Source organism: Nostoc sp. (assembly GCF_036917815.1).
Taxonomy (GTDB): Bacteria; Cyanobacteriota; Cyanobacteriia; order Cyanobacteriales; family Nostocaceae; genus Nostoc.
On sequence record NZ_JBALEK010000042.1, the window covers coordinates 199,927 to 225,555 of the forward strand.

The 25,629-nt window shown below is 41.4% G+C and carries 20 protein-coding genes, 1 pseudogene and 1 CRISPR repeat array; of the genes and pseudogenes, 16 read left to right on the top strand and 5 right to left on the bottom strand.

Going from position 1 to position 25,629, the window contains the following annotated elements:
- Window positions 1–169 precede the first annotated feature (169 nt).
- The 9 genes from V7K97_RS13000 to V7K97_RS13040 all read left to right on the top strand — a co-directional run bounded on the left by V7K97_RS13000 (window position 170) and on the right by V7K97_RS13040 (window position 10,628).
- Window positions 170–2,224 carry a WYL domain-containing protein gene (locus tag V7K97_RS13000; protein ID WP_334801416.1) on the top strand — a complete coding sequence of 685 codons (2,055 nt, stop codon included), beginning with the start codon at window positions 170–172 and terminating at the stop codon, window positions 2,222–2,224.
- Between the two features lie 67 nt (window positions 2,225–2,291).
- Window positions 2,292–3,158: direct repeats of the CRISPR family, unit length 36 nt; unit sequence GTTTCCATTAATTCCACTTCTCCGAAGAGAAGTGAC.
- A 285-nt stretch (window positions 3,159–3,443) separates the two neighbouring features.
- Window positions 3,444–3,701, top strand: a complete 258-nt coding sequence (gene csx18, locus V7K97_RS13005) for a CRISPR-associated protein Csx18 (RefSeq protein WP_334801417.1) — start codon at window positions 3,444–3,446, stop codon at window positions 3,699–3,701.
- An 8-nt stretch (window positions 3,702–3,709) separates the two neighbouring features.
- A complete protein-coding gene (cas1, locus tag V7K97_RS13010; RefSeq protein WP_334801418.1) occupies window positions 3,710–4,702 on the top strand; it encodes a CRISPR-associated endonuclease Cas1 in 993 nt (330 codons plus the stop codon).
- Window positions 4,703–4,981, top strand: a complete 279-nt coding sequence (cas2, locus tag V7K97_RS13015) for a CRISPR-associated endonuclease Cas2 (protein WP_334801419.1) — start codon at window positions 4,703–4,705, stop codon at window positions 4,979–4,981.
- Between the two features lie 1,123 nt (window positions 4,982–6,104).
- Window positions 6,105–6,767, top strand: coding sequence for a type I-MYXAN CRISPR-associated protein Cas6/Cmx6 (gene cas6, locus V7K97_RS13020; protein ID WP_334801421.1), 663 nt, complete (start codon window positions 6,105–6,107; stop codon window positions 6,765–6,767).
- Complete coding sequence (cas8a1, locus tag V7K97_RS13025) at window positions 6,767–8,347, top strand: type I-MYXAN CRISPR-associated Cas8a1/Cmx1 (protein WP_334801422.1); 1,581 nt, start codon at window positions 6,767–6,769, stop codon at window positions 8,345–8,347. The genes cas6 and cas8a1 overlap by 1 nt, the downstream gene beginning before the upstream one ends.
- Complete coding sequence (locus tag V7K97_RS13030; RefSeq protein WP_334801423.1) at window positions 8,325–9,293, top strand: CRISPR-associated protein; 969 nt, start codon at window positions 8,325–8,327, stop codon at window positions 9,291–9,293. The genes cas8a1 and V7K97_RS13030 overlap by 23 nt, the downstream gene beginning before the upstream one ends.
- Entirely contained in the window at window positions 9,290–9,928 is a 639-nt protein-coding gene (gene cas5, locus V7K97_RS13035) for a type I-MYXAN CRISPR-associated protein Cas5/Cmx5/DevS (protein WP_334801425.1), read from the top strand. The genes V7K97_RS13030 and cas5 overlap by 4 nt, the downstream gene beginning before the upstream one ends.
- A 460-nt stretch (window positions 9,929–10,388) precedes the next feature.
- Complete coding sequence (locus tag V7K97_RS13040; protein WP_442938908.1) at window positions 10,389–10,628, top strand: hypothetical protein; 240 nt, start codon at window positions 10,389–10,391, stop codon at window positions 10,626–10,628.
- A gap of 12 nt (window positions 10,629–10,640) precedes the next feature.
- Here the strand turns inward: V7K97_RS13040 and V7K97_RS13045 are convergent, their stop codons facing one another.
- The gene (locus V7K97_RS13045; RefSeq protein ID WP_334801428.1) at window positions 10,641–13,853 is read right to left on the bottom strand and encodes a type I restriction endonuclease subunit R; all 3,213 of its coding nucleotides are present in this window, start codon (window positions 13,851–13,853) and stop codon (window positions 10,641–10,643) included.
- A gap of 372 nt (window positions 13,854–14,225) precedes the next feature.
- Here V7K97_RS13045 and V7K97_RS13050 point away from each other — a divergent pair, with 372 nt between their 5' ends.
- From V7K97_RS13050 to V7K97_RS13060, 3 genes are all read left to right on the top strand, one after another.
- Window positions 14,226–15,011 carry a TIGR04255 family protein gene (locus V7K97_RS13050; RefSeq protein ID WP_334801430.1) on the top strand — a complete coding sequence of 262 codons (786 nt, stop codon included), beginning with the start codon at window positions 14,226–14,228 and terminating at the stop codon, window positions 15,009–15,011.
- Entirely contained in the window at window positions 15,001–15,687 is a 687-nt protein-coding gene (locus tag V7K97_RS13055) for a hypothetical protein (RefSeq protein WP_334801432.1), read from the top strand. The genes V7K97_RS13050 and V7K97_RS13055 overlap by 11 nt, the downstream gene beginning before the upstream one ends.
- 158 nt (window positions 15,688–15,845) lie before the next feature.
- On the top strand, window positions 15,846–16,409 hold the full coding sequence (locus V7K97_RS13060; RefSeq protein WP_334801434.1) for a hypothetical protein: 564 nt from the start codon (window positions 15,846–15,848) through the stop codon (window positions 16,407–16,409).
- Window positions 16,410–16,452: 43 nt separating this feature from the next.
- Here the strand turns inward: V7K97_RS13060 and V7K97_RS13065 are convergent, their stop codons facing one another.
- The 3 genes from V7K97_RS13065 to V7K97_RS13075 form a co-directional block, all read right to left on the bottom strand.
- On the bottom strand, window positions 16,453–17,667 hold the full coding sequence (locus tag V7K97_RS13065) for a restriction endonuclease subunit S (protein ID WP_334801436.1): 1,215 nt from the start codon (window positions 17,665–17,667) through the stop codon (window positions 16,453–16,455).
- Window positions 17,667–19,826 (bottom strand): type I restriction-modification system subunit M, encoded by a 2,160-nt coding sequence (locus V7K97_RS13070; protein ID WP_334801438.1) that lies wholly within the window; start codon window positions 19,824–19,826, stop codon window positions 17,667–17,669. Before V7K97_RS13070 ends, V7K97_RS13065 begins: the two co-directional genes overlap by 1 nt.
- Window positions 19,827–20,120: 294 nt before the next feature.
- Window positions 20,121–20,291, bottom strand: coding sequence for a ribbon-helix-helix domain-containing protein (locus V7K97_RS13075; RefSeq protein WP_094348682.1), 171 nt, complete (start codon window positions 20,289–20,291; stop codon window positions 20,121–20,123).
- A 172-nt stretch (window positions 20,292–20,463) separates the two neighbouring features.
- Here V7K97_RS13075 and V7K97_RS13080 point away from each other — a divergent pair, with 172 nt between their 5' ends.
- The 3 genes from V7K97_RS13080 (at window position 20,464) to V7K97_RS13090 (ending at window position 21,624) form a co-directional block, all read left to right on the top strand.
- Window positions 20,464–21,021 carry a hypothetical protein gene (locus V7K97_RS13080; RefSeq protein ID WP_334801441.1) on the top strand — a complete coding sequence of 186 codons (558 nt, stop codon included), beginning with the start codon at window positions 20,464–20,466 and terminating at the stop codon, window positions 21,019–21,021.
- Window positions 21,018–21,320, top strand: a complete 303-nt coding sequence (locus tag V7K97_RS13085; RefSeq protein WP_334801443.1) for a helix-turn-helix domain-containing protein — start codon at window positions 21,018–21,020, stop codon at window positions 21,318–21,320. Before V7K97_RS13080 ends, V7K97_RS13085 begins: the two co-directional genes overlap by 4 nt.
- 103 nt (window positions 21,321–21,423) lie before the next feature.
- A complete protein-coding gene (locus V7K97_RS13090) occupies window positions 21,424–21,624 on the top strand; it encodes a hypothetical protein (protein ID WP_334801445.1) in 201 nt (66 codons plus the stop codon).
- A 93-nt stretch (window positions 21,625–21,717) separates the two neighbouring features.
- Here the strand turns inward: V7K97_RS13090 and V7K97_RS13095 are convergent, their stop codons facing one another.
- Window positions 21,718–21,876 (bottom strand): hypothetical protein, encoded by a 159-nt coding sequence (locus tag V7K97_RS13095; RefSeq protein WP_334801447.1) that lies wholly within the window; start codon window positions 21,874–21,876, stop codon window positions 21,718–21,720.
- 197 nt (window positions 21,877–22,073) lie between these two features.
- On the opposite strand from V7K97_RS13095, the pseudogene V7K97_RS13100 reads away from it, so the two are divergent.
- A pseudogene (locus V7K97_RS13100) lies at window positions 22,074–25,629 on the top strand (hypothetical protein); the annotation flags it as partial.

Sequence of the window (25,629 nt, forward strand, 5' to 3'; positions counted from 1 at the left end):
CCCAACCCCAATACGGTTCGGTTAAGGCAAGAGACGCGATAAATCGCCGTCTCTACAAAGGACTGATTATTGTAAAGACGGCGATTTATCGCGTCTTTGCGATCTAGGGGGATCTCCAACCATTTTGATTTGGAACCGCTATAGAAAAACTTTTAGCCTGGAACTGCTGATGATTTGTCACTTCCTCATCGGTATCCCCGGTAGCGGGAAAACCACCTTCGCAGTCGAGTTAGCAAAATTGGGGAATTATCGCCTTGTCTCCACTGATGCAATTCGTCAACAACTCTATGGCGATGCAAGTATCCAAGGTGAGTGGAGTCAGATAGAAGAAAAAGTAATTTCTGAGATTGTTGATGCAATTATTCAAGGTAACTCTGTAATCTATGATGCTACCAATGCCAAACGTCTATGGCGAATAGATTTGCTAAAAAAGCTCAATTTATCTCTGACTTCCCCTGTGCTGTGGATGGGTTGGTATTTGCAAACACCCATTGCAACTTGCAAAGCTTGGAACCAACAACGTACTCGCCAAGTTCCAGAGATTGTAATTGAGAGTATGCACAAATCTCTGCAAGACTTTCCGCCAGTAGCAGCAGAGGGATTTGCATCTGTCAAAGAAATCGATGTCACTTCCCCCAAGTTCGACATTCAACAAATTCCAACCCAAATTCAACAGCTTAAGCGTACCCTTACTAACCGCGCTAACCGTAATCGCCACATTACTTTACACGCTTACAGTCAGCTGCTAGACTTTGAGCGCTTGATGCATCTAATTTCCCTGATTATTCGCTATCCAGGAATTGGGAATCTGCAAAGCACTCACCCCAGTTTGTTGGAAAGCGTTTTGGGTAATGTTCCGGTGTTTGCAAGTTCTTTGGAGGAAATTACCGCCTTTATGGATAAATTGTGCGGTAGGATTTATGCTAATGAAAAGGCGATCGCATCTGACTTACACTGGCTACAACAAAATTCTCTCGTTGGAGTCAATAGTATCGCCTCTTTTTCTACTATTAGCGTACCACCCGATGGCTGTATTACCCGATCGACTTTTGTAACTCATGCTTATTCTGACTGCGACAGCTTTCGCAGATTAATCCAAATCATTTACTTGATTCTCCACCACCCATTTTTGCAAGATAGAGGGAAGGGAAGCTTGCAAACTGTCGTGTCTGCACTTAGAGAATATGGGATTATCGATGGCGATCGCTTAGATACTATCCGCAAAGATATTGAAATGGTTCTCAAACCTTATAAAATCTTACCAGAATTTCCCCTCAGAGATGGCTATTTTGCAGGGACAGCGATTTTATCGGCATCGGAGTTAACCAAAGTGTTTGATGTTCTCCAGTCTCAGGCTAAAAGTCTGGATGATCCTGTAGCGTTGGAGATTTATGAGACTTTTGCTACCCGGATGGTAAAAAGTAAGTTGGGGATAAGTAAGGTATATCCGGTACGAGCGATCGCAAATCGCAGTATGATTGACCCAGAGTTTTTACCAACCGATGCTCTTTCTCGAAATTTAGGTCAATTAGAAGAGGCAATAGCTAAAGGACAATTACTAGAATTAAATCGCTTTTCTGGCGGCGGTAAGTTTGTTCTTGACGAAGAAAGTTTTTTTTTAGCGTTTCCCTTGCAAATCGTATTTTGTAACCAAGCGTGGTATTTAGGTTTTGAGTGTGAAGGTGGAAAGTATGCAGGACTATTCCGGTTTGAGCGTTTGGATAGATTGTTTGTAGGTCAATATCAAGGAAGATTCCGTTCTCAAGAAGAACAAGAAAAATCATTACAGAAATTACAGAAACTTTCTGCTGCTAGCGCGGGGATTTTTTTGGGGTATAGTGCGAGTGACCAACGCCAGTTTCTCTCTAACGATAAGCAAGAACTTTCCCAGGTTTGTGTGACAGTAGAACTGTGGTTTAATGATTTTATTTTTCGGTTTATTACGGAAGGAACTAAGAGATTTCCCGCAAAACAAATGAAGATGTCTCCTCCTGTAGAGGGCGGAAGATTAATGTTACCTAAGTCGATTTTCTGCCTGAAGAAAACTACAAATAGACAGTTTCCTAATCGCTTTCGGCTGGTATTGCCTAAATGGTATTTGGGTGATGTGGAGTTTCTACGATGGATTGTTGGTTTTGGCGGTAATGTTAAGGTAGTGCAACCAGAAGAGTTGATTGTTAAGGTTAAGGGAATTGGTGAGGCGATTTTAGCAGTTTATGAATAGCAATAAATAAGCAAATATCTTTCAGAATATTTTAAAAGGTCGGAATATAAACATTCCGACCTTTTTCGTTTTCATTAATTTCACCTCTCCGAAGAGAAGTGACTTATTTACCTACATGAGCAAACAACTCAGACAAGAGGGTGAGTTTCCATTAATTCCACTTCTCCGAAGAGAAGTGACATATTTATGCAAATAGACCACTTTTAAAAGGTTAAGCGACAACGTTTCCATTAATTCCACTTCTCCGAAGAGAAGTGACGTATCAGGAGGACGTTGAGAAAACCCTGAAGAGAGAGAAGTTTCCATTAATTCCACTTCTCCGAAGAGAAGTGACTCCGGTTTGAACCCTGTGGTACTACAACACCACAGGGTTTCCATTAATTCCACTTCTCCGAAGAGAAGTGACATGATTTCTGAAGTAGAAAAAATGATTGTTAACTCTACGTTTCCATTAATTCCACTTCTCCGAAGAGAAGTGACTAAAGGATAACCAATAATAACCTTTGGTTGTGCATAAAGGTTTCCATTAATTCCACTTCTCCGAAGAGAAGTGACGAGCAATTGATGGACTTAGAGGATGAAACAGATGCTGAGTGTTTCCATTAATTCCACTTCTCCGAAGAGAAGTGACTCAAATGTTTGGTTTGATTTAATGTCGATCTCTCTCACGTTTCCATTAATTCCACTTCTCCGAAGAGAAGTGACCTTTTGCTTGTGAGCGATCGCTAGAATACAGCGAAGAAAGTTTCCATTAATTCCACTTCTCCGAAGAGAAGTGACGTTTAGTTATATTAATCAGTGAAGAAACAAACTTTACTAGTTTCCATTAATTCCACTTCTCCGAAGAGAAGTGACATAAGATTAGCTTACTGGGTTTATTGGATGATTAAACAAAAGAGTTTCCATTAATTCCACTTCTCCGAAGAGAAGTGACCCCTCTTATTTAACCCCTTATACAGCCTGATGTCCAGATACCATTTGCGACGGGGTATAAACCTACAGTCAAATCCAACCATATTACATAAACAGAAAAACTCTCAAACCCTTAAACAGCAAGGCATCGGCCGGGTCAACGAGACAATAGGAATTTCCAGCTTTTGCCGACCCCGCCGCAGAAAAATTAGGCAAAGATCAAAAATTCGTCATTCGCATGAAAACACTGGTACAATCCCAGACCATACTCTACCTTAAAACATAGAGCAAATTCACCATTACATATATGTATATATCTTCTCGTGCAGCATTAGTCCGCAACCTTGGTGTAGCCTTACTTAACGGCGCTATCACATTAATCATCCTCTTAATTGCACCATTAGGACTAGCAGCCGTAATTATCAACACAGTCCTTGTCACAGTCGCTAGTTTTGTCAACGCTACAGCCGGCGATGCCGTAGTTAAATTTTTACAGCCATCTCAAATAAAAACATTACTAAACGAAGTCATTTCCCAACAGTCACAACTGACCCATAAAAACTAAAAATTAATATGCGGACACTCTACGTCTCTCGACAAGGTTGTTATATCAGCCTCAAAGCCGAAACCCTAATCATCAAACAAGGAGAAACCATTCACGGCGAAGTCCAATTACCACTGCTAGAACAAATACTCATATTTGGTAAATCTCAAATCACAACCCAGGCGATTCGTACTTGTTTATGGCGAGATATCCCCATCGCCTACCTATCTCGTATGGGATACTGCTATGGTCGGCTGATGCCAATTGAACGGGGATATCGTCAATTATCTCGTTATCAGCAACAATTAACAGCAATTGAACGCTTGTTAGCAGCTAGAAAAATTGTCCAAGCCAAACTAAAAAATAGCCGCACCTTTTTACAGAGACAACAACGACGTAACCCCTCCGAAACGGCTGAAATTGCCATCAAAAGTTTAGAAGTTCTGGGGCAAAAATCAGGAGAAGCTGAAACAATCGAGCGATTGATGGGATTAGAAGGTGCTGGTGCAGCGCAATATTTTTCAGCGTTTGGTGAATGTTTGAATAATCCCGATTTTGTATTTTTAGCGCGTAGCCGCCGTCCCCCAGGAAATCCAGTGAACGCCATGCTGAGTTTTGGCTACCAAATTCTGTGGAATCACCTGTTAACAATAATTGAACTCCAAGGATTAGACCCTTACTACGCTTGCCTACATCAAGGCACAGAACGTCATGCAGCTCTTGCTTCCGATTTAATTGAAGAATTTCGCGCCCCAATTATTGATTCTCTGGTACTTTGGTTAATCAATAGCAAAGTCATGGATACTCAAAAAGATTTTGAATATCATGATGGAGGTTGCTATCTAAATAACTCTGGTCGCCCAAAATATATCAAATATTTCTTACAACGCTTAGAAGAAGAAGTCCAAAATTATCAGGGAGAAAAACAACCTCGTTGGGATTTAATGACACAGCAAATTAAATTTTTTAAAGAATTCGTTTATCAGCCTAGCAAACTCTATAAGCCTTATGAAATTCGTTGAATGCTATTTTATGTAATAGTGTATGACATACCTTGCGACAAAAGACGCAAAAAAATATCTGATTTATTAGAAGGATATGGTCAACGAGTGCAATATTCAGTATTTGAATGTGTTCTCGACCAAAAAAAATATAATGAACTGCGAAAAAGACTCAAAAAACAAGTGAAAGTTTCAGAAGATAGCGTGCGGTTTTATCCCCTCAGCCGCCATACGTTTAATCAAATTGAAACTTGGGGAGAACCAGCAGTTACAGAACTACCAGGTTCAACTATTATCTGATTTCACTAATTATTTATAATCAGTAAAAAGTATTACTAATAATGACTTTTTACTAGGGTGTTCGGAAGCGAAAGTTCTAACGACACACTGAGAACGCCAGTAGCCCTGGTAACGCTCAAGAAGTATTTCAGCTTCTTAGCGCACCAATCCCCATGTATAATCTTTGATTTAGATGGGGTGCGTTCAAAAGTATTTAGGGACTTGCGTGAAAATAAAGTACCAGTAAACCGAGTTTCGACTGCGCTCAACTCTCGACGGCTGAGGGTTGAGCGCAGCGATGCACTGAGCGTAGTCGAAGTGTCGAAACCCGGTTGGTTGGGACACTATAGCGGTTCTCACTTGGATGCAATACAGTTTGACCTCACTTCCATTCCTCTCTCCTAAAAGGAGAGAGGCTTTGAATCTTACTCCCCAACGCTAGTAGGGAAGGGGCTGTTCTTGTTAGGTCTGTATTGCACTCAACTGAGAACCGCTATATTAACCCGCAGATCCCTTAGCTGTGATTTTAGCAACTTCTAGATCCCCCCTAACCCCCCTTAAAAAGGGGGAAGAATCAAAGTCCCCCAATTTATCGGGGTATTTAGGGGGATCTAAAACTTTTTGCTACCAAGAAGAGGACTTTTAAAACATCCTCTTATACCTTGTGGGGAAAAGCTCTTTATTCTTGCCCTTTGTGACTTTACCCATAACTTTGCCGCTACTGGAACCATAACTTTGCCGTCAACAACACTATAACCCTCATTCTAGCGTCAGCTAATTTTGGATGAAATTGACAGTTTGGAATCATAACTTTGCCGCCAGTCCAAATTGGAAGGATAAGCTTGCCGTGAGTCCAATCAAGCATAGAAAGCAGGAAAGCGCCGGATTTTTTTAGAATGAATGGAACAGAAGCGGTTTATGCTGGTATGGGATAGAAACTTTCGGCCATCCATCCTTTCTGAGTAACTACTGGAGTATTAGAAGATCCTCCTAACCACTGAGAACATTGCGAACAATAGCCTAAACTGGATTGCCAGCCTAACCAAAGTAGCTGGCGATGACAATGAGGACAATTTTGCACAAGAGGATGTTGATGTATTAAACAAGCTCTGACATCTTTAAATTTTTCTCAAAATTTCCATCTATGGCAGCCATATTAATTCAAAGTGAGGAATATGTAGACTTAACGTTTAAGCTAAGAGGCGCACCAATTCCTCTTGATAATGGTTATGTTATATACAGTGCTTTGTCCAGTATTTGTCCTAGCCTTCACGAACTAAAGTCTATTGGGATTCATCCGATTGCTGGAATACCGACCAGGAACAATTTGCTTGAACTCACTGCTCAATCTCGTCTAAAAATACGGATTTATCATCAACAAATTCCTTTAATTTATCCTTATTTAGCGGGTCAAGCCTTTCATATAGGTCAAAATCTTTATCAACTAGATATTCCTGACTACAAACCGTTAATTTCTTCAGAAAGTGTCTATTCCAGATTAGTGGTAATTAAAGGGTTTCAAGACTCTACTAACTTTATTGAAGCTGTGCAACGGCAAGTGGATAATTTAGGAATACAAGGAAAAATTGAACTTCTCACTCGACAAGATGGAACACCTCAACGAAGACAATTAACCATCAATAAAGAAGGGAAACAGTTTAAAGTTAGAGGATTTGGCGTAAAAATCAGTGAACTCAATCCTGAAGATTCCCTAACCTTGCAAGAACAGGGCATTGGCGGGAAACGAAAGATGATGTGTGGAATATTTGTCCGAGCGACTCGCAGCAAGGAAGAAGAGGAAACCTGATGATAGTGTCTACCCAACCCAAAATTTCCCTATCTCTCCATGCTGCGGATACGACAATAATGCACCGCGTCGGAATGACCGGACTTTACATGACTTTAAAGCGATTGGAAAAGCAATATCGCTTATCTCGTCAACGGGGAGGACATATATCATGGGTTTTGACTGCTGATACTATTGAATTATTCTGGGAAGGAAGTGATTTCATCGCCTTATCTTGGTTAATTAATGAGTCTTTTCAATTAGATGATACAGGTTTAATTCATTTAGTAGGATTAGACAATGATCGAATAGATTTAAGGCAGAAAATCCATATTCATGAGGGAATATGCGCTGTTTTCCTGCGACTTAATAAGTTTTATCAAGCAAGAGAGATAATTAACACTGAACTAACGTTTGAAGAAAAACAAGTCGAGTATCAATATAAATCCCTAACTTGGTACGCACATCAAACCTTTGCAGAGAAGTTATGCGAGGCAGATACCCAACAACTCAGACATGATTATATTCAAATAACCAGTTGGTTGTATTTAGGGGGAATTGTTCGCCATGCTCGGACGCAGAATACTACAAAACTAGAAGAGAAACCGGAATACGCCTTAGCATTATTATTTGTACCAGTAGTTTGTCATTATTGCTTACTTCATATACCATCAGAAGACTTAAAAGAAAGGAAACCCCATCGCTACTTGGTGGTGATTCCAGAAATAAAGGATTTTGAAGACGCTTCTCAAAGGAGATGGCGATTACAGCAATTAGAAACTAAACAGTTTCATGTTAGTAGCCTTGGGGAAGCAGGATTACTTTATTACAGCTTAGACGATATTCAGCCTGAAGTGGGCTACTATCAAGCTTGTCAAGTTTGGTTATATGAAAAAACAAATAAAGCTTCTCGTCAACGGACATTGATGAGTATAGAAGAAATTAAAATTGATAAGAATATTTTAATCACTTATCAACAGGTGCAAAAATATTTTAAAACTAATTATCAGATAATTAAATATAAGCAAATTTTTATTAAGGTCAATCTGATTCGCTCCCTGATTGCTGATAATTTAGTGAAAGGAATCCATTGGTGGTCTAATTTTTGGGAAAAATTGGTGATAGAGGATTCAAAAGAATATTTATTTAACCAGTTATTTTCCAATCGAGAAGGATTCATCATAATGGCAGAGAATAGTGAAGAAGACAAGCAGTATCTTATTTTTATTAAGGTATTTCAGCAAGCTATGAAGGGTAACTTTGCTAAAATGTATGCCAAAACAGAGGAAGGTAAAGATCCTCCAATTAAGAAGAAAGTTGAACGATTAAGGGCAGAGCTAAACTATTGTTATGATGAATTGTCGTTTAAGGAATATTTGTCTGACTTTTTAGTAAGAGGGGGATTAAATAAGTATTTTAATGAGCATCAGGAAAAGATTGCACTACTAATTAAAAAATCACCTTGGCAAGAAATAAGAATTTGGTCATTGTTAGCGATCGCCAGTTATAAACCCAAAGATAAACCCACAAACATGGATGATAGTTCGTTCCCAAACAATCAAAACCTAGAAGAAGTGAATGATGAGTCAGAAGAAGAATGACAATAATATCCCAAATTATTATCTTTACGGAACAATCCTCACTCGTTATGGTTTAGCGTCCTTAAATCATGACATTAGACGAGGAAATAAGACTATTCTACAAAAAGGCTATTGGAATGGTAAAATTCATTCTTTTGTAGGTTCAAGTGCAATTCGTTGGGCGTTACGTTTTTATCTTCAAAAGCAAGGTTACTTAGTTAATCGAGTTTGGGATGAGGACGAACATATTAATCGGTTAACAAGTGAAGATTTCGATCCAGAACAATTTTATGATGATGATATTTTTGGGTTTGCTTTATTAGAGTCTGCTGAAACAGAGGAGGAGACTTCAACAACAAAGAGAAAAAAGAAACAAACAAAAGCCAGTACTCCTAATCAGCGAATGGGTGCTTTAGGGATGAATATGGCTGTTTCGCTAACGCCTTATGATGGTGCAGTTAAGTTAGGGGCAAAAAGTGGCAGAGAGAAGGATAGTACATCTCTCCATTTTACAGAATATCATGCAACTCGATATCAATATTATTTTGGAATTGATGCCACTCATCTTAAAGATTGTTCCCGGATTTTACCTTTGATAGATGGGATTATGAATCTGCCCAAGGTGGGAGGGAGTAGTAATATTTTTAATTATCCTTTCTGTCCCGATAGTTTGGTATTTCAATGGACAAATCATTTTGCTTCATATATTTCCTATTGCTTTGAATATTGCGATCCTAAGAGTAAGAAAGCAAAATTTACACAAGAGTTTATAGATGAAGTGGAATGCGGACAGATTGACCCTAGTAAATTGTGGATTGGGGGAACAATTGTTAAGGAGTTACAGCAATTGGATAATTTTGAAAGTTCCCCTTTGAAGAAAGCGCATATTTATCGTAATCGAAATGAAATGGTTGAAGCTTTGAAAACAGTCATTAAAAGAGATTTGGGCTTGGAAGAATCAAAATGATTGCACCATTAATTCTCTATTTGGATGTTCCATTTACGACTTTTCGGGAGTCCCATGCAAGGGAAATGGGAAAAACCTATCCTGTCCCTCCTCCAGCGACAGTGTATGGGATGTTGTTGTCTTTGGTAGGGGAAACGAATGTCTATCGCCACTGTGGGGTAGAATTGGCGATCGCTATGTTATCTAGTCCCAAAAAGTCGCAAATTTTACGTCAAATGAGACGGTTTAAGAATGCTGATTTTAGCCATCCAGAGAATGTTATTCCCTGTTATCAAGAAATCTTGTCTAATGTGAAGTGTTTGATTTGGGTTCGTTCTGATAGTGAGAAGATACAACCAAGTTTAAGGGAGCGGATACAGTTAGCGTTTGACCATCCTGAGCTAGTAAGACGGTTTGGTTGTTTATTTTTGGGAGAAAGCGACCAGTTGATTAAAACGATCAAACTTGTCTCGGAAGATTATCTAGAGGGAGTGAGACAGTGGGCAATTAGAGATAATCGAGGCAGGTTAACCTTACCCTATTGGGTTGACCATGTGGGGTCAAGAAATACCCGATTTTTGAGGTATCGGATTGAGGAAATAGATAGATTATCACCTCCTGATTTAGCCTGGACAATGGTTCAATCCCCGATTTGACAAGTACCCCTGCTGGCGAGGAGAATCGAGGTAAAAAATGACGGAAAGGATTACAGGGTTAAGGGATATAGCAATTTAGATAAAGAAAAAGGTGCTTGCAAATCCTTGAAAGAGTTAGGGGGATTGAGTTTTAGAGGTTGAAGAAATACAAGAAATTGATAAGTTTTGTCTTTTTGGGATCTCCGGCTGAGGGGTACTTGTAAAATTGCTAGTGAGCCTTCATCACTCAAGGGTTTTAGCCTTTGCTGTGAATCGTGGCTTTATGCTGTTAGGCGTTGCTCAAGTTGAGCAGGATTCCCGAATTAAAGTAGTGTTCGTGTGAATCGTGGCTTTATGCTGTTAGGCGTTGCTCAACGATTTACCGTCAAGCCGAGTGGTGAGTTGAAATTGTGAATCGTGGCTTTATGCTGTTAGGCGTTGCTCAACCAAAGCGTCGGAGAAATCACAGCGATTTTGCAACGTGAATCGTGGCTTTATGCCGTTAGGCGTTGCTCAATCTTGCAAGATGAAGTGGCTAATGTTATTAGCCACTTCATCGCCTGAACAACCTTTGCAATTGGCAGAGTTTGACAGGCAAGTAGCGCTAGAAGCTCTTTGTCAGGGGCAGACTGTAATTCCTTTTTGGTGCGATGCCTGCGGCGGGCTACGCCAACGCATTCACGAAGTCTTACACCAAAACCTCAAACGCTTTAGGGAGTAATATTAAGTACTATTACGCTGCATAAGGATGTTTATTAGCACTTTTATACTGCTGATAAATATGGAGAAATACTACATTACTCAGGTTGTCTACATCGCTATCATCGTAGGCATCTACAGGTAAACCTGTGTCTTCGCTGTACAAGTAATCATAAATAAAACTCTTTATTGTGGCTCTTGTAGATTCCTTATCCCGCCAGTTTTCTAGTTGCTGTAATTGTGATTTCACGGCTTCAATTAGCGACTGAGCAACCTGTTTGACGCGGTTTCTAATTCTGGTATCTAAATTATCTTTAGATGAGCAAAGCAAGTCAAAAACGGCAAGGTGTTCTTCACTTAAACCTTCGCGGACAGCACGGGTGTCTTCTTCCGAGAGGTCTTTTACAAGTTTCAGCAGTTCCTCAAATGTTTGCTCTATGGCTACTCGGTCAGTTTCGCGGTTATAGTTTTGGATAGCTTGTTGATAGCGCGTGTAGTAGTCAATGCGAGATGGGTTTCGTTGTATCATTCGCTGGAGTTGGCGTTCGACAGCTTCTTTCAGGGTTTGGACTGAGGTATTTTTGGTCTGGGAATTAGCAAATTCTGCTTTTAATAACTCAAAGTCTATATTGCTAATATTGTAATTTTTGCCTGACTCTGCACCTGGAAGACGGGAAGTATCAACGTTGATGAACTCGCTAACGATACCTTGTAAGGAACGGATGACAGCGTTAATATCTAAAGATATTTTGTGTTGTTCGTGTAAGTGTTTGTAAATTTGCTCGATGGCATTATATTTTCCTTGGTAGGGTGCTGTTAATTTCGGTTCAGTAATTAGTGCCTGTTTCTTTTTGAAGACTTCCCTGGCTAATACTTCAAAGCGGGCGCGAGATTCATCGTTTGTACAAACTGCATTAACTGCACTTGCTAAAGCAGCAATTTTATCAAATCCTGCTGTTTCCACTAGTCCTTGCAGGTCAAACCCCAAATTGGCGATGTGGTCAATACAAGTTTGAAGCGCGATCGCATAATCTTCTTGTAATTGGTTCAGGTCGTTGTAAGGTGTTATACTCTCGTCTGTGCTTCCTACTTCTGTACGGGAGTATCTTGCAAGGGCGGCACGGAGACTTGTTAAAATACCGTTGTAATCAATTAACAACCCGTTATTTTTCCCTTCGTAGACGCGGTTTGCACGAGCGATCGCTTGCATGAGAGTATGTCCTTGTAAGGGTTTATCTATATATAATGTGGCAAGGCTGGGGACATCAAAGCCTGTTAACCACATGGCGCAGACAATCGCAAAGCGGAAAGGGTGTTTTTCGTTCTTAAATTCTTCTTCTAGATTGCGACTTTTGATAATTTGGCGATGGGGAACTATATCTAAACCCCAATCTTTGAAAGTTTTAACTTCATTTTGGGCTTCGCTAATCACAACTAAATATTCTGTTGACTCCAACCATTGCAAATATTGCTGGTATTCCACTTCCTCTTGTTCATCACCAGCTTGTTTGACTAATTGTTTCTGTGCTTGTATTGCTTGTTTCCAGTATTTATCGATAAGTCCGTGCATTCGGACGGCGGTAATCTTATCTAGACAAACAAGCATCGCTTTTCCGGTTTGCCAACGTTGGGTATAGTGAGCTACTAAGTCTTGGGCGATTCGGTCTAAACGTTTTTCGGCGGTGAGGATGAGATATTCTCCCCCCAAGCGGCGACGGACGGCTTCTTCTTGTTCTGCGTCGAGGTCAAATTGTTCGATGGCGGTGGCGAGGCGTTTATTTAGTTCTTTGTCAGCTGCAACCTGGCGTTGAGTGCCTTTGTCATCATAATATAATTCTTCGCCTCGATTGTCGTAGTAGAGAGGTACTGTTGCGCCATCTTCTACAGCGCGTTGGAAGTCGTAGGTGGAAACGTAGCCGCCGAAAACTCGACGGGTGAGTTGGTCTTCTTCCGACTCCATTAAAGGTGTACCAGTAAAGCCGATGAAAGATGCGTTGGGTAAACTAAAACGCATATTTTCCGCGAGTTTACCGTATTGGGTGCGGTGCGCTTCGTCGGAGATGACGATAATATCGGGACGGTGGGAGTAAATCTCACCGGGTTTGTTGAATTTGTGAATCAGCGTGAAAACGTAGCGATGGTTGTCTTTGAGTAATTCCGCTAATTGTTCACCACTGGCGGCTTGGGTGTTATTTTCTTTGATAGCACCAACGCCAGCAAAGGTTTGCACGATTTGATTATCTAGTTCTTGGCGGTCTGTGACGATGACAAAGGTAAAATTACCTGGTAATTGGCGGTGGACTTTGCGAGTGAGAAACGCCATTGAGTAAGATTTCCCGCTACCTTGAGTATGCCAGAAAACGCCAAGTTTCCCTTCTCGGACTTGCCGTTGTTGAATGGCGGTAAATGCGCGGTTAACACCAAGAAATTGGTGATTACGAGTCAGAATTTTGATGGTTTTACCGCTACTGTCATCAAAGAGGATGAAGTTTTCGATGATGTCGAGGAAATTGTCTTTGCGGCACATCCCCATTAACATTGTTTGGTAGTCAACTTTGCCGAGTTCCTCTTCTTCTAGACGTTTCCATTCTTGGAAGTGGCCGTAGCGACTGGTGATGCTACCTACTTTCCCCACTATTCCATTACTTAACATGACTATGGCGTTGTGATGGAAAATTTCGGGGATAGTATCTTTGTAGTCGGTGTAGTTGTCTTCGTAAGCCACTCTGACGTTGCGGTGCGTGGCTTTAAGTTCAATAAATAGTAAAGGAATACCATTAACAAAGCCGATAATATCAGGTCGTTTGGAGTAGAGAGAACCTTTAATAGACAACTCCCGCACAACCAGGAAATGGTTATTTTCTGGGTTTTGAAAGTCAATCACTTTCAAGCGGGGATTGATAGTTTCACCGTGTGGGTTTTTGTAGGGTTTCTCTAGGATACCTTCACGGATAAGTTGGTATTTTTTCTGGTTGATGGTGATTAATTGCTCTGAAATATTGGATGTGGTGAATTGGGCGATCGCATCATCGTATACTTGCTGTGGATGACCAGGATTAAATTTCTCTAATGCTTGGCGAAGATAGCGTGTGAGTACAACTTCTCGTTTATCTTTGCGTCCTAGTGTACCGTTAGTGCCGAATGTTTCTTTTTTGTATGCGTAAACTGAGTGCCATTTCAGGGTTCCTTCAAAAAAGTTAGCGGTAGTTTGTTGCACTAGGCGGTCTTCGGAATACTCGGCACTCATGATGATGACAAATTATACAGATATTTATGTTACTTTACCCATAACTACCCGTAAGTTTGCAGTGAGCCGAGAAAAAAGATTCAGAGTACCACGATCCCTTTGTCTGAATCTTGCTCACTTGTGACTTAAAGTTATAAAGTCCTTTGTAAAGAGATTATAAAAGGCTCATCAGAAGTGCGGAAGACAGCAAGGATCTTGTGTCTTACAATTAAGATGATACAAAAGTGAGACAATTAACTTTAGTTTGTCAAGCCCAAAGTTTTTTATTGGGTCTTGTTATTCATTGATAATTTAATTTCCTTAGTAGACCTTTATTCCTGTCCTAGACAGCACCCTGAGTTCTATCGCCAACTAGCCAAGTTCAATAATTGCATGAAGTTCCCCGAATCTACTCGTGTCAGATATTCCCGCAACCCTCTTGTGGAAGTAATCTGTCAGCTTCGGTTCCCGAAAATCTTAAAAATCGAGAAGGAAGCTCCTGTAGACTTTCAGGAAGCGGTGAGATCAGATTATCCGCTCTTCAGCACCCCTCGAACTCTTGAGTTGTCATTATTGGCTAATTCACAACCCAATTCACCACCCGTGTTACTGGGACAAGGTTTGTCCTATGAGTTTGCTGATAAAGCAGGAGAGTGGAAACTTGTTTTATCTAGTGACTTTATAGCTCTTTCTACTTTTAATTACAAAAGCTGGGAGGATTTTAGAAACCGATTATCTGCTGCTATTAATTTACTTATTGAATACTACAAGCCGTCGTACTTTACCAGGATTGGACTAAGATACCAGGATATAATTATGCGTTCCGAGCTTGGCGTAGCGAATCGCCCGTGGCGGGAGTTACTTAAACCCCCGATTTTAGGGATATTCGCAGCCGAGGACTTGCCGGAAGATGACTTTCCTGAAGCCTTCTCGCTTTTCGTGTGCGGTCTGGGTTATGCAGATGCAATAGTGAGTGCTAGGTATGGACTTGCACGAAAAAATGAATCTAATGAACTGGGTTATTTTATAGACGCTGATTTTCACACTGAGAAGATAACGGAGATCGAAGATGCTGATGAACACCTTAACCGATTCAATCGAGAAGCCAGGAACTTTTTCCAATGGTGCATCACGCCCGAATTACACCAAGTCTTGGGGCCAGAACCCATTGAAGAATAGACAAGAAGGAGGTTCTTTAAAGCTATCGATTCTGCTTGATGATGACATTCCAACAAATATTAGGTCAGCAAGTGTGAATCTGGATGCTGTGCGAAATTATCTTCAACATGGCAATGCTGTACTTTCTATTGAAGACTACGCTTGGTTAAATTTATATGAACAGGCTTTATCAGCCAATCCTGATGCGCCAGTTAAAAACACTTTGGATGAATTAATCCTTACCTCTACATTTACTTCTACAGTACCTGTACTAAGATTTGTAGGATTACAAGATTTTCCTACCCAAATTAAAGAGTATCTTCATGCCTTGTACGCAAGTGAACAGGATGAAGATGCTCTATATGAAATTGCAGAAGCAATAGTTGAATGGTTAACAGATAACTCAGATGAATATCAAACAAGGCTAGCTGTGGAATTTAAGAATATGCCTCTAGTAGCTAGTCGTATTCTTATAGTGTCCTTACGTAACGCAGAAACCCACATTAATAGTGAAAATTTACTTTATGCCATTAGTTCCTTCTTGGAATCAACGGATAAACTTTTAGCCCAATCTTCTGCTGCCTGTCTTTTAACTTGTGGTGGTCGCTTAGGTAAAAATATTGTGGAAACTGCACTGTTAGAGAATAATTTGCCACATTCTCGATTAATTCAAGGCATAATAAGACTATTAAATTAAGTCACTTTTAGTTTCCTCATTTCATGAAATTTAACGCAATCCCTTGGTGGCTCAGAAGGCCATGCCAAGGCTCTAAGCGGCCTAAAAATCTAGTTCGTCTTTGTAGGAGCCTGGGAGATTTTGAACTGATTGTAAGTGAGGCGATTGAGTGTACAGATATGTGCTGGCAGCAGGATTTAATCGAAAGAGTTATCCAGCAGGTACTAGGAAATGAAATTTCCGGCGTTTCTACTTATAATGCCGATACAATCGATCCTTTTGATATTGGCCATGCTCTTGGGGTGATTGCAGAAGGCATAAATCAAGGGGATTTTCGTGCTAGCAGAGGCAAGAAACGAAAATCGAGTTGTACTAGAGGCTCTTTAATTATTCCTGTAAGTTGTCTTCCGAAGACCACCCACTATGAATTCACTCCAGGGAATAACCTAAATTTTTATCCAGCTAATCACCGTCATTTTGATTTAAGTATTAGTGATGCTGAAGAGCTAGCAACAGTAATCTTAAATGGCATTCGCAATCAAGCCATAAGATACACATTTATTAAAAATGAACCGAAGAGCCACAAACTAACTTACCATCTTCAAGCTGTCATTGCCTACTCACACTGCCTTCAGGTTTTTGGAAACTTGAATCACTCGGAACCGCCATCTAGTTGGGCTAATGGACAAGACTTGACAGCCAGTGAGCAGCTTGAAACTCTTAAGCACTTGGCACAAGTATAAGTAGAGTAAATTGGCAGTTGTAATTATCAGCAAAATCTATAATTTACACAGCTATGCTTCCATTTATGAGGCGAGGAAGGAGTAAATCGCGGGCTTGGCGAAGACGTTGATTAGTAAATATTAAGCTAGTTATTTGGTTAGTTACTAGACTTGCTAATGTATTAAACTCCTGTAACAATTTTGGAGAAGGAATTAGTATAGGGTACTGTTCCATGACATCCCAATTAGCACGAGGCATTTTTGAGCCTTCTTTAGATGTCTTTGAGGTGTAGTCAACAAACGCAACACTAGAAACAAGTGATAGTGTTAATCCAAATAAATCTTGGTTTATAGGTCGGATTACAATTGCATCAGAAGAACATATCCCATTTACTGGAGCAAAAACAACTTTGTGAAAATAAGGTCTAATTTTACCAAATAGGATATCACCTTTAGTAAATACGAATTTATTGCTATCAACTTCATGACTATACCCCCAAGATGTAAGGGCTATTGATTGTCGTGGGATATGTTCAAGTCCAACGTAAGGTGTGTTTAGTTCAGTGTTTGAAGGATGAATGGATTGTCGAATAGATAATGCAATATCTTTAAGTCTTTTTCTATTCCAACCCTCTGGAATGCCATCAACTACCTTCACTGACTCGTAGCCAGGGAAGCGCGATCGCACAAACCATTCCTTATACAGCAAGTGGATGGACTCTTCCAGCAGTGCTATTCGGCGGTTGTTGTTGTCGATGAGGCGATCGTAATTTGAGAGAATCTCAGCTATGCGTTGTTGAGTTTGGTAATTAGGATATTGAACTTCAAGCGACCTTAATATTCCAGTATTTAGGTTCAGCATTGTTGAACCTACTGCTTTATTTTCAATCCATTTAACAACCTGAGATTGCTTGAGGTAATAAAATAAAAATGATGGGAAAACAGGACTATTAGTTAAGCTGATTTTGACGCATCCAGTACCACATAACCAACCTGATTCTCTTTGACTAATAATTGCTCTCTTATTAAGTTCACCACGACGAGGATAAACAATATCTCCTACTTGGAGAACGTGGCGGGATAGCTTACGCACCATAACATCATCTACGTAAGAAATAGAATCTTCTGTAATTTTATCGTTGACGATATTTTGTGGCATGACAACGGGTGTACCATAACTTTGGTAATCACTTTGATGTAATTGAGAACCAAATGGCCCGGTTTGAATACTTCCTCCAACTTCATCAGCAATTTGGCCAAGAGTTGCTTTACTCCACATTACATTCCCAACTCCTCAAAATTGGCAGCAATACTTGCCGCTAACTCCACCGCTTCCTCATTCAAACTCGCCAACTCTAAATGAATTTCCCGCATTCTCTCCTCAAAATCGTCCTCATCTTCCCCATCCAAAGCAGTTACACCCACATAACGCCCAGGTGTTAAACTACTATCCTGCTGGGTTATTTCATCCCGCGTTACCACTTTACACAACCCTGATACATCCACAAACACCGCTTCAGGAAAGCGAGATTGTAACCAGGTAACTTGTGCTTTCACATACAGCGTAGACTTAATAGCAAAAATAGCTTCATCTCGCACTATATCCAGTGCATCACGTTGTTTTTTAACTTCCTTCCCATCCCAAATATCCTGTTTCCGCGCTTCTAGTTTTTTCTCCGCCAGTTCCACAGCGCGAGTACCGACTTTATGCACTTCGTTGATGTGCTTTTGCAGAGTTTTCAATTGGGGAATAAAAAGTGCAAACCTTGCTGCACAGTCTTTTTGCGCTTCATTAGTAGAAAGTGACTCAGCTTGAGTTGCAAACCATGCAAGATGCACTTGTAGTTCACCAATTAAAACATCTCTCGCCGCAGTAAATTCTTGAATTCCCGCTTCCAACTCAGACAAAGTAGCGCGGAAAGTCTCTATATTCTGATTGGCGATGTCTTCAGCAACTAATCCCTCAACTTCGGGTAAATCCTTTAATAAAGGAAGCGAAGCTCCAAGACGATCGCTAAAAGTATGCAACATCTGCGTCAACTTAGCTAACGGTGACTCCAACTGTGTCAACACACCTTCAATAGTCCCTGCTTCTTGGTGCGTCTTATTTAAATATTCCCCCACCAACCCTAAATAACGTTCCTGCTGACCGCGATACAACCAAGCGATCGCAGTGATATTCTGGAGTTGTTCTTCACTAAAATCGCGGATTTTGCGCGTCACTACCCGGTAAACATTCCGCGCATCAATCATCAACACTTTGTCTTGGCGTTCTGCTGGTTTTCCCTTGTCAAAAAACCACAATGTACAAGGTAGCGATTTTGTGTAAAAAAAGTTCGTCCCAATAGAGATAATCATATCCACCGCTTGAGTGGCGATTAACTCCTCTCGAATCTCCTTTTCCCCATGTCCCGCATCCGATGCGGAACTCGCCATCACAAACCCGGCTCTACCTCGCTCATTTAAATAACTGTAAAAATACTGAATCCAGAGGTAATTTGCATTGCTCACTGCTTTAGTTTTGGCAGCAATTCCCGGTATCTTTTTCTCAGTAAACAGCCGCGAGTCAGTCTTCACCTTCTCTGGACTCACACCATCCACGTTAAACGGCGGGTTAGACATGACAAAATCACATTCACCCAGCAACTCTTCCCAGCGATCGTAAAAAGTATTACCCTGGCGAACAATCCCTTCTAACCCGTGAACCGCTAAATTCATTCGCGCTAAACGGGTGTTAGTATCCGATTTTTCCTGTCCGTAAAAAGTAATCTTTGCAGCTGCATCCTCACCGCGATTTTCCACAAAATGTCCCGTCTGCACAAACATACCCGCACTACCGCAAGCAGGGTCTAAAACATTTCCCCGGTCAGGTTCAATCATATTTACAATCGTGCGTACCAAAGAAGGCGGTGTAAAAAATTCTCCTCCTTCCTGTGCGCCACTCATAGCAAACTTATTCAGAAAATACTCATAAATTCGCCCAAACACATCACCTGTGGCTGTACGCAACTCCTCCCGGTCAAAAATACGTACTAAATTATACAGTAAATCCTGCTCAAAACTGGTGTACTCCTTCGGTAAGACCCCCTCCAACATCTTAGTTTCATCCTCAATGGCTTTCATCGCTGCATTAATTGCCTTGCCAATATCTGCGTTTTCTGCCAAATTCAAGATGCGATCGTACTGAGCCTCAATTGGTAAAAAAATTGCTGACTTTCCTTTAAAGTCATCTATAGTAATCGGGCGTTTTTTTCCACCCCGCGAGGATAAACCCTTTTCAATCTCCGCTTTGACAGCATTGAAGCGATTTGTCGCATGGCGAAGAAAGATTAGCCCCAGTACGGGCATACTGTATTCATTAGCATTGAGTTTGGAGTTAGCACGGAGTTGGTCTGCGGCTTCCCACAGGGAAGATTCAAGTTGACTGATATTGAGCATAGTTTGTTAGCGACTTAGGCGATATGACTGTCTATTTCGCCTAAAAAATTATGAGTTTACATATTAACTGTTTTGACAACCAGGGAATCTGTTATTTTTTCCTCTAGCCCAAACAAATATACTTAGCACGTTTAATTCCGCGATCGGAATTTTTTAACCTAAAATAACGTCCCAACAACGATCAGACGGTTGGAGAGAGACGCGATAAATCGCCGTCTCTACAGCAAATCTATTCGTTAATTATTTCTTGACACACCAGGCGATCGCAACTCAAAACCACTAAGCGTTTACACCTCATTTCCCCTGACTTGGTGGAATTTTGCCCTCAGTCTGAGCTTGTTTAATCGCTCGTTTCACAATTAACACCGCCATTTGAGACAAAGAACGCTCCTCTGCATCAGCCAAAAATTGCAGGGCTTCTTTGTCTTCTTCTTCCATATAAAGAGTTACAGTTACTTTTCCCATATCAGCATCATAAGCGATTTAGTGTATTTTTATCTTAAACGCATTAAAACACACTGTTTAACATAAAAACACTTTATTTTAGCGTATAATTACTGATAAGTCAAAAGCCAGCCATCAACTTTCTCAGGGCGGATGCTGGCTTTTGGCCCCCCTATCACAGGAGACATTTTCCATGTTAAAGCCTGTTAGCTACAAAACAGATCAACACAGAGCTTATCAACAAGCTTTAGATGATTTCGGCATCACAGAATTAGTAACAAAGCTCAACAACTACTCTGATGCTGACTTTGAGAGCGCCTGGATACAGCCCCAGCAGAAAGAAATAGAAAGTCTAGCTGCGATTCTGATTTCTCAATTAACTTACAGCATCAATGGTAAGTTGATTGCCGCTTATCTCAATCTCATCCGGCAGAGTAATCAAGATATAGCCCCAAGCTTGATTAACCTCAAATGCCCAGACGCATCTATTGAGCTTCCCGCTAACTTTCCTGATGTAGCAAAGACACCCAGATTTTTATATGGCGATCGCTTGCGTTGGCTCTCTACTGAAAGCGATACTGACTGGGGTATTGTCATAGGTAGATTTTATAGCTTTGCTAGCGATCGGTGCTGCTGGAGTTGGTGCTACCTGATTTGGTTGAGCAAAAATAGCCCCAGTGCTAGTTGGACTTCTGCTGATATTGCTTGGGAAGAAGATTTAGAACCAATCAGCGAGGAAACAGACTTATGAATCCTCATCCACTCAAGCAGCGAGAGCAAGATTTGATGCAACTCTACAGTTACTGTCAGTTGGGTATGACTCCCAAGCAGTTTTACACCAAGTGGCAGGTGAACTACGAAGAAATTGCTCAGATTTGCGATCGTTCCCTTTCCACCGTTCGACGCTGGTTTGCTAGAGGTAAAAACTACCGCCGTCCCATGTCAGCCGATTTACGCCACCTGGCGCTGATGAACTTTTTGCTCGAACATTTTGAGGATATCCCCGAAGAAGTGTTGCAGAAGCTTTGTTTTCCAGACAAGAGTGAGTAGGAATTGAATCTAATTTCAATATCAATTTGATATTTCTTGCCAGCCACCGTCACAGTAGGCTGGCTTTTGTCTTGGAAATTACAGATTTTACCAGGAGAATTCGATGACCTATCTTGAAAAGCTCAGTCCTTGGTGTATAGTCCGACTTAAACCTAATATGCAGAATCAGATTGTAGCTCGTTTTCGTCGCCGCAGTGATGCAGAAGCTCATCTACAAGTTTTATGCCGACTCATCCCCAGCGTAAGTTTTACACTAATTTTCAATGTGGTGTTAGAGCAACAAAACTTGAATACTGTAAAGTGAGTAGCGATCGCATTTTACTGTTAAGCTGTTCGTCATCTAGTTTTACAAGGCAATATAAGGCTGGAAACGGTTTCAGACGCTAAATTATCAAATTTAAATGCGCGACAGCTTACCTGACATTCTCCCGCAGATGGAAACTTGCTCTGGCACATCCTTGATCGCCAAATCTATAAATGTGATCGCTAAAATTACAATTGCAGTCGCCAAATCTATAGACGTGATCGCCAAATCTATAGACGTGATCGCATCCATCCTCTTTTTACCTGAAACTGGCAGTGGGCGATCACAAAATCAGTATATTGTCTGTTCACAAGTAAACAACACTCATCCACGAGGTTCTTTCATTGTCAGAAACAGATCATTTGTGATGAAATTGTACGTTTTTCTGGAATTTAGGGCGTTGGTGTTGAATTTATCTCATCATAAAATTACTTCTCACGCTCTTACCCATGAACGAACAACGACAGCAAGCCTATTTCAACCTCATTCGCAGCCTGTTAGATTCCTCCAGTGGTGAAGAAGTCGAGATTTTAGCAGCAAACCAAGAATTACTTGATGCTGGCTTTGTGCAAAAGGTAGAAGAAATAGCACAGATGTGTTCCCAACACGGGGATGAGAAGACAGCGAATTGGTTGCGAAATTTGGCAATGCAACTAGGGGAAGCGTTGAATCTAGATAATGAACTAGATTGGGCATCTCTCCGTGAGGAGGAGATACAGGCATATTTCCAATTCTTGATAGAGGTACTACGAGCAACCGCAGACAGCGAAGATAATCCCCAGGTAGTTTACCCCTTATTAGCAAAGAATACAGACAAACTTGATGGAGTGTTTGCAGAAATACTACGTAGTCTAGGGACGACAAATACGCTGGGGGAAGCTAAAGCAAATGAGGCGGAATTTTTAGCAGCAGTTATTGGTTTTAGCAATTTAATAGCGCAATTTCCCTTGGGTGACAAAGCCAGTAATATGGAAATTGCCATCACTGGCTATGAAGTTGCGTTAACTGTCTACACTAAGGAAGCTTTGCCTGTTGAATGGGCAGCAACGCAAAATAATCTCGCCATTGTTTACAGCAAGAGAATCAAAGGAGACAAGGCTAAGAACATCGAAAATGCCATCGCGGCTTATACTGCGGCTTTAACTGTCTATACCCAGTCAGCTTTGCCTCAAGATTGGGCAAGGACGCAATATAATCTCGCAATTGCCTACAGCAAGAAAATCAAAGGAGACAAGGCTGAGAACATTGAAAATGCCATCGCTGCATATACTGCGGCTTTAACTGTCTTCACCAGAGAAGCTTTGCCTGTTGAATGGGCTACAACGCAATATAATCTCGCAATTGCCTACAGCGAGAGAATCAAAGGAGACAAGGCTAAGAACATCGAAAATGCCATCGCTGCTTATACTGCGGCTTTAACTGTCAGAACCAGGGAAGCTTTGCCTGTTGAATGGGCAATGACGCAAAATAATCTCGCAATTGCCTACAGCGAGAGAATCAAAGGAGACAAGGCTGAGAACATCGAAAATGCCATCGCTGCTTATACTGCGGCTTTAACTGTCAAAACCAGGGAAGCTTTGCCTGTTGAATGGGCAATGACGCAAAATAATCTCGCTGCTGCCTACAGCAAGAGAATCAAAGGAGACAAGGCTGAGAATATCGAAAATGCTATCGCGGCTTATACTGCGGCTTTAACTGTCAGAACCAGGGAAACTTTGCCTCAAGATTGGGCTACAACGCAATATAATCTCGCTGCTGCCTACAGCTATAGAATCAAAGGAGACAAGGCTGAGAACATCGAAAATGCCATCGCTGCTTTCACTGCGGCTTTAACTGTCAAAACCAGGGAAGCTTTGCCTATTGAATGGGCAATGACGCAATATAATCTCGCAATTACCTACAGGGAGAGAATCAAAGGAGACAAGGCTGAGAACATCGAAAATGCCATCGCTGCTTTCACTGCGGCTTTAACTGTCAGAACCAGGGAAGCTTTGCCTATTGAATGGGCAACGACGCAAAATAATCTCGCAATTACCTACAGGGAGAGAATCAAAGGAGACAAGGCTGAGAACATCGAAAATGCCATCGCTGCTTTCACTGCGGCTCTAACTATCTACACCAGGGAAGCTTTGCCTCTAGATTGGGCTACAACGCAATATAATCTCGCCATTGCCTACAGGGAGAGAATCAAAGGAGGCAAGGCAGAGAATATCGAAAATGCCATCGAAAATGCCATCGCTGCTTATACTGCTGCTTTAACTGTCTACACCAGGGAAGCTTTGCCTCTAGATTGGGCAATGACGCAAAATAATCTCGCTGCTGCCTACCGTGAAAGAATCAAAGGAGACAAGACTGAGAACATCGAAAATGCCATCGCTGCTTCTACTGCTGCTTTAACTGTCTACACCAGGGAAGCTTTGCCTAAAGATTGGGCAAGGACGCAAGATAATCTCGCAATTGCCTACAGCAAGAGAATCAAAGGAGACAAGGCTGAGAATATCGAATATGCCATCGCTGCTTATACTGCTGCTTTAACGGTCTACACCAGGGAAGCTTTGCCTCTAGATTGGGCAGGTACGCAAAATAATCTAGCTGCTGCCTACAGCTATAGAATCAAAGGAGACAAGGCTGAGAACATCGAAAATGCCATCGCTGCTTTCACTGCGGCTCTAACTGTCAGAACCAGGGAAGCTTTGCCTCTAGATTGGGCAATGACGCAAAATAATCTCGCTGCTACCTACACGGAGAGAATCAAAGGAGACAAGGCTGAGAACATCGAAAATGCCATCGCTGCTTCTACTGCTGCTTTAACGGTCTACACCAGGGAAGCTTTGCCTCAAGATTGGGCAGCTACGCAAAATAATCTCGCAACTGCCTACTATTTTAGAATTAAAGGAGACAAGGCTGAGAATATCGAAAATGCCATCGCTGCTTATACTGCGGCTTTAACTGTCTACACCAGGGAAGCTTTGCCTCTAGATTGGGCAAGGACGCAAGATAATCTCGCAAATGCCTACAGCTATAGAATCAAAGGAGACAAGGCTGAGAACATCGAAAATGCCATCGCTGCTTTCACTGCGGCTTTAACTGTCAGAACCAGGGAAGCTTTGCCTCAAGATTGGGCTAAAACGCAAAATAATCTCGCTGCTACCTATAGGGAGAGAATCAAAGGAGACAAGGCTGAGAATATCGGAAATGCCATCACTGCTTATACTGCGGCTTTAATTGTCTTCACCAGGGAAGCTTTACCTGTTGAATGGGCAGGTACGCAAAATAATCTCGCAAATGCCTACAGGGAGAGAATCAAAGGAGACAAGGCTGAGAACATCGAAAATGCCATCGCTGCTTATACTGCTGCTTTAACTGTCAAAACCAGGGAAGCTTTGCCTTTTGAATGGGCAACGACGCAAAATAATCTCGGACTTGCCTACAGTGGGAGAATCAAAGGAGACAAGGCAGAGAATATCGAATATGCCATCGCGGCTTTAACTGCGGCTTTAACTGTCAAAACCAGGGAAGCTTTGCCTTTTGAATGGGCAACGACGCAAAATAATCTCGCAAATGCCTACAGGGAGAGAATCAAAGGAGACAAGGCAGAGAATATCGAATATGCCATCGCGGCTTTAACTGCTGCTTTAACAGTCTACACCAGGGAAGCTTTGCCTCTAGATTGGGCAGCTACGCAAAATAATCTTGCAAATGCCTACAGGGAGAGAATCAAAGGAGGCAAGGCAGAGAATATCGAAAATGCCATTGCTGCTTCTACTGCTGTTTTAACTGTCTACACCAGGGAAGCTTTGCCTCTAGATTGGGCAGCTACGCAAAATAATCTCGGACTTGCCTACAGGGAGAGAATCAAAGGAGACAAGGCTGAGAATATCGAATATGCCATCGCTGCTTCTACTGCTGCTTTAACTGTCTACACCAGGGAAGCTTTGCCTCTAGATTGGGCAGCTACGCAAAATAATCTCGGACTTGCCTACAGGGAGAGAATCAAAGGAGACA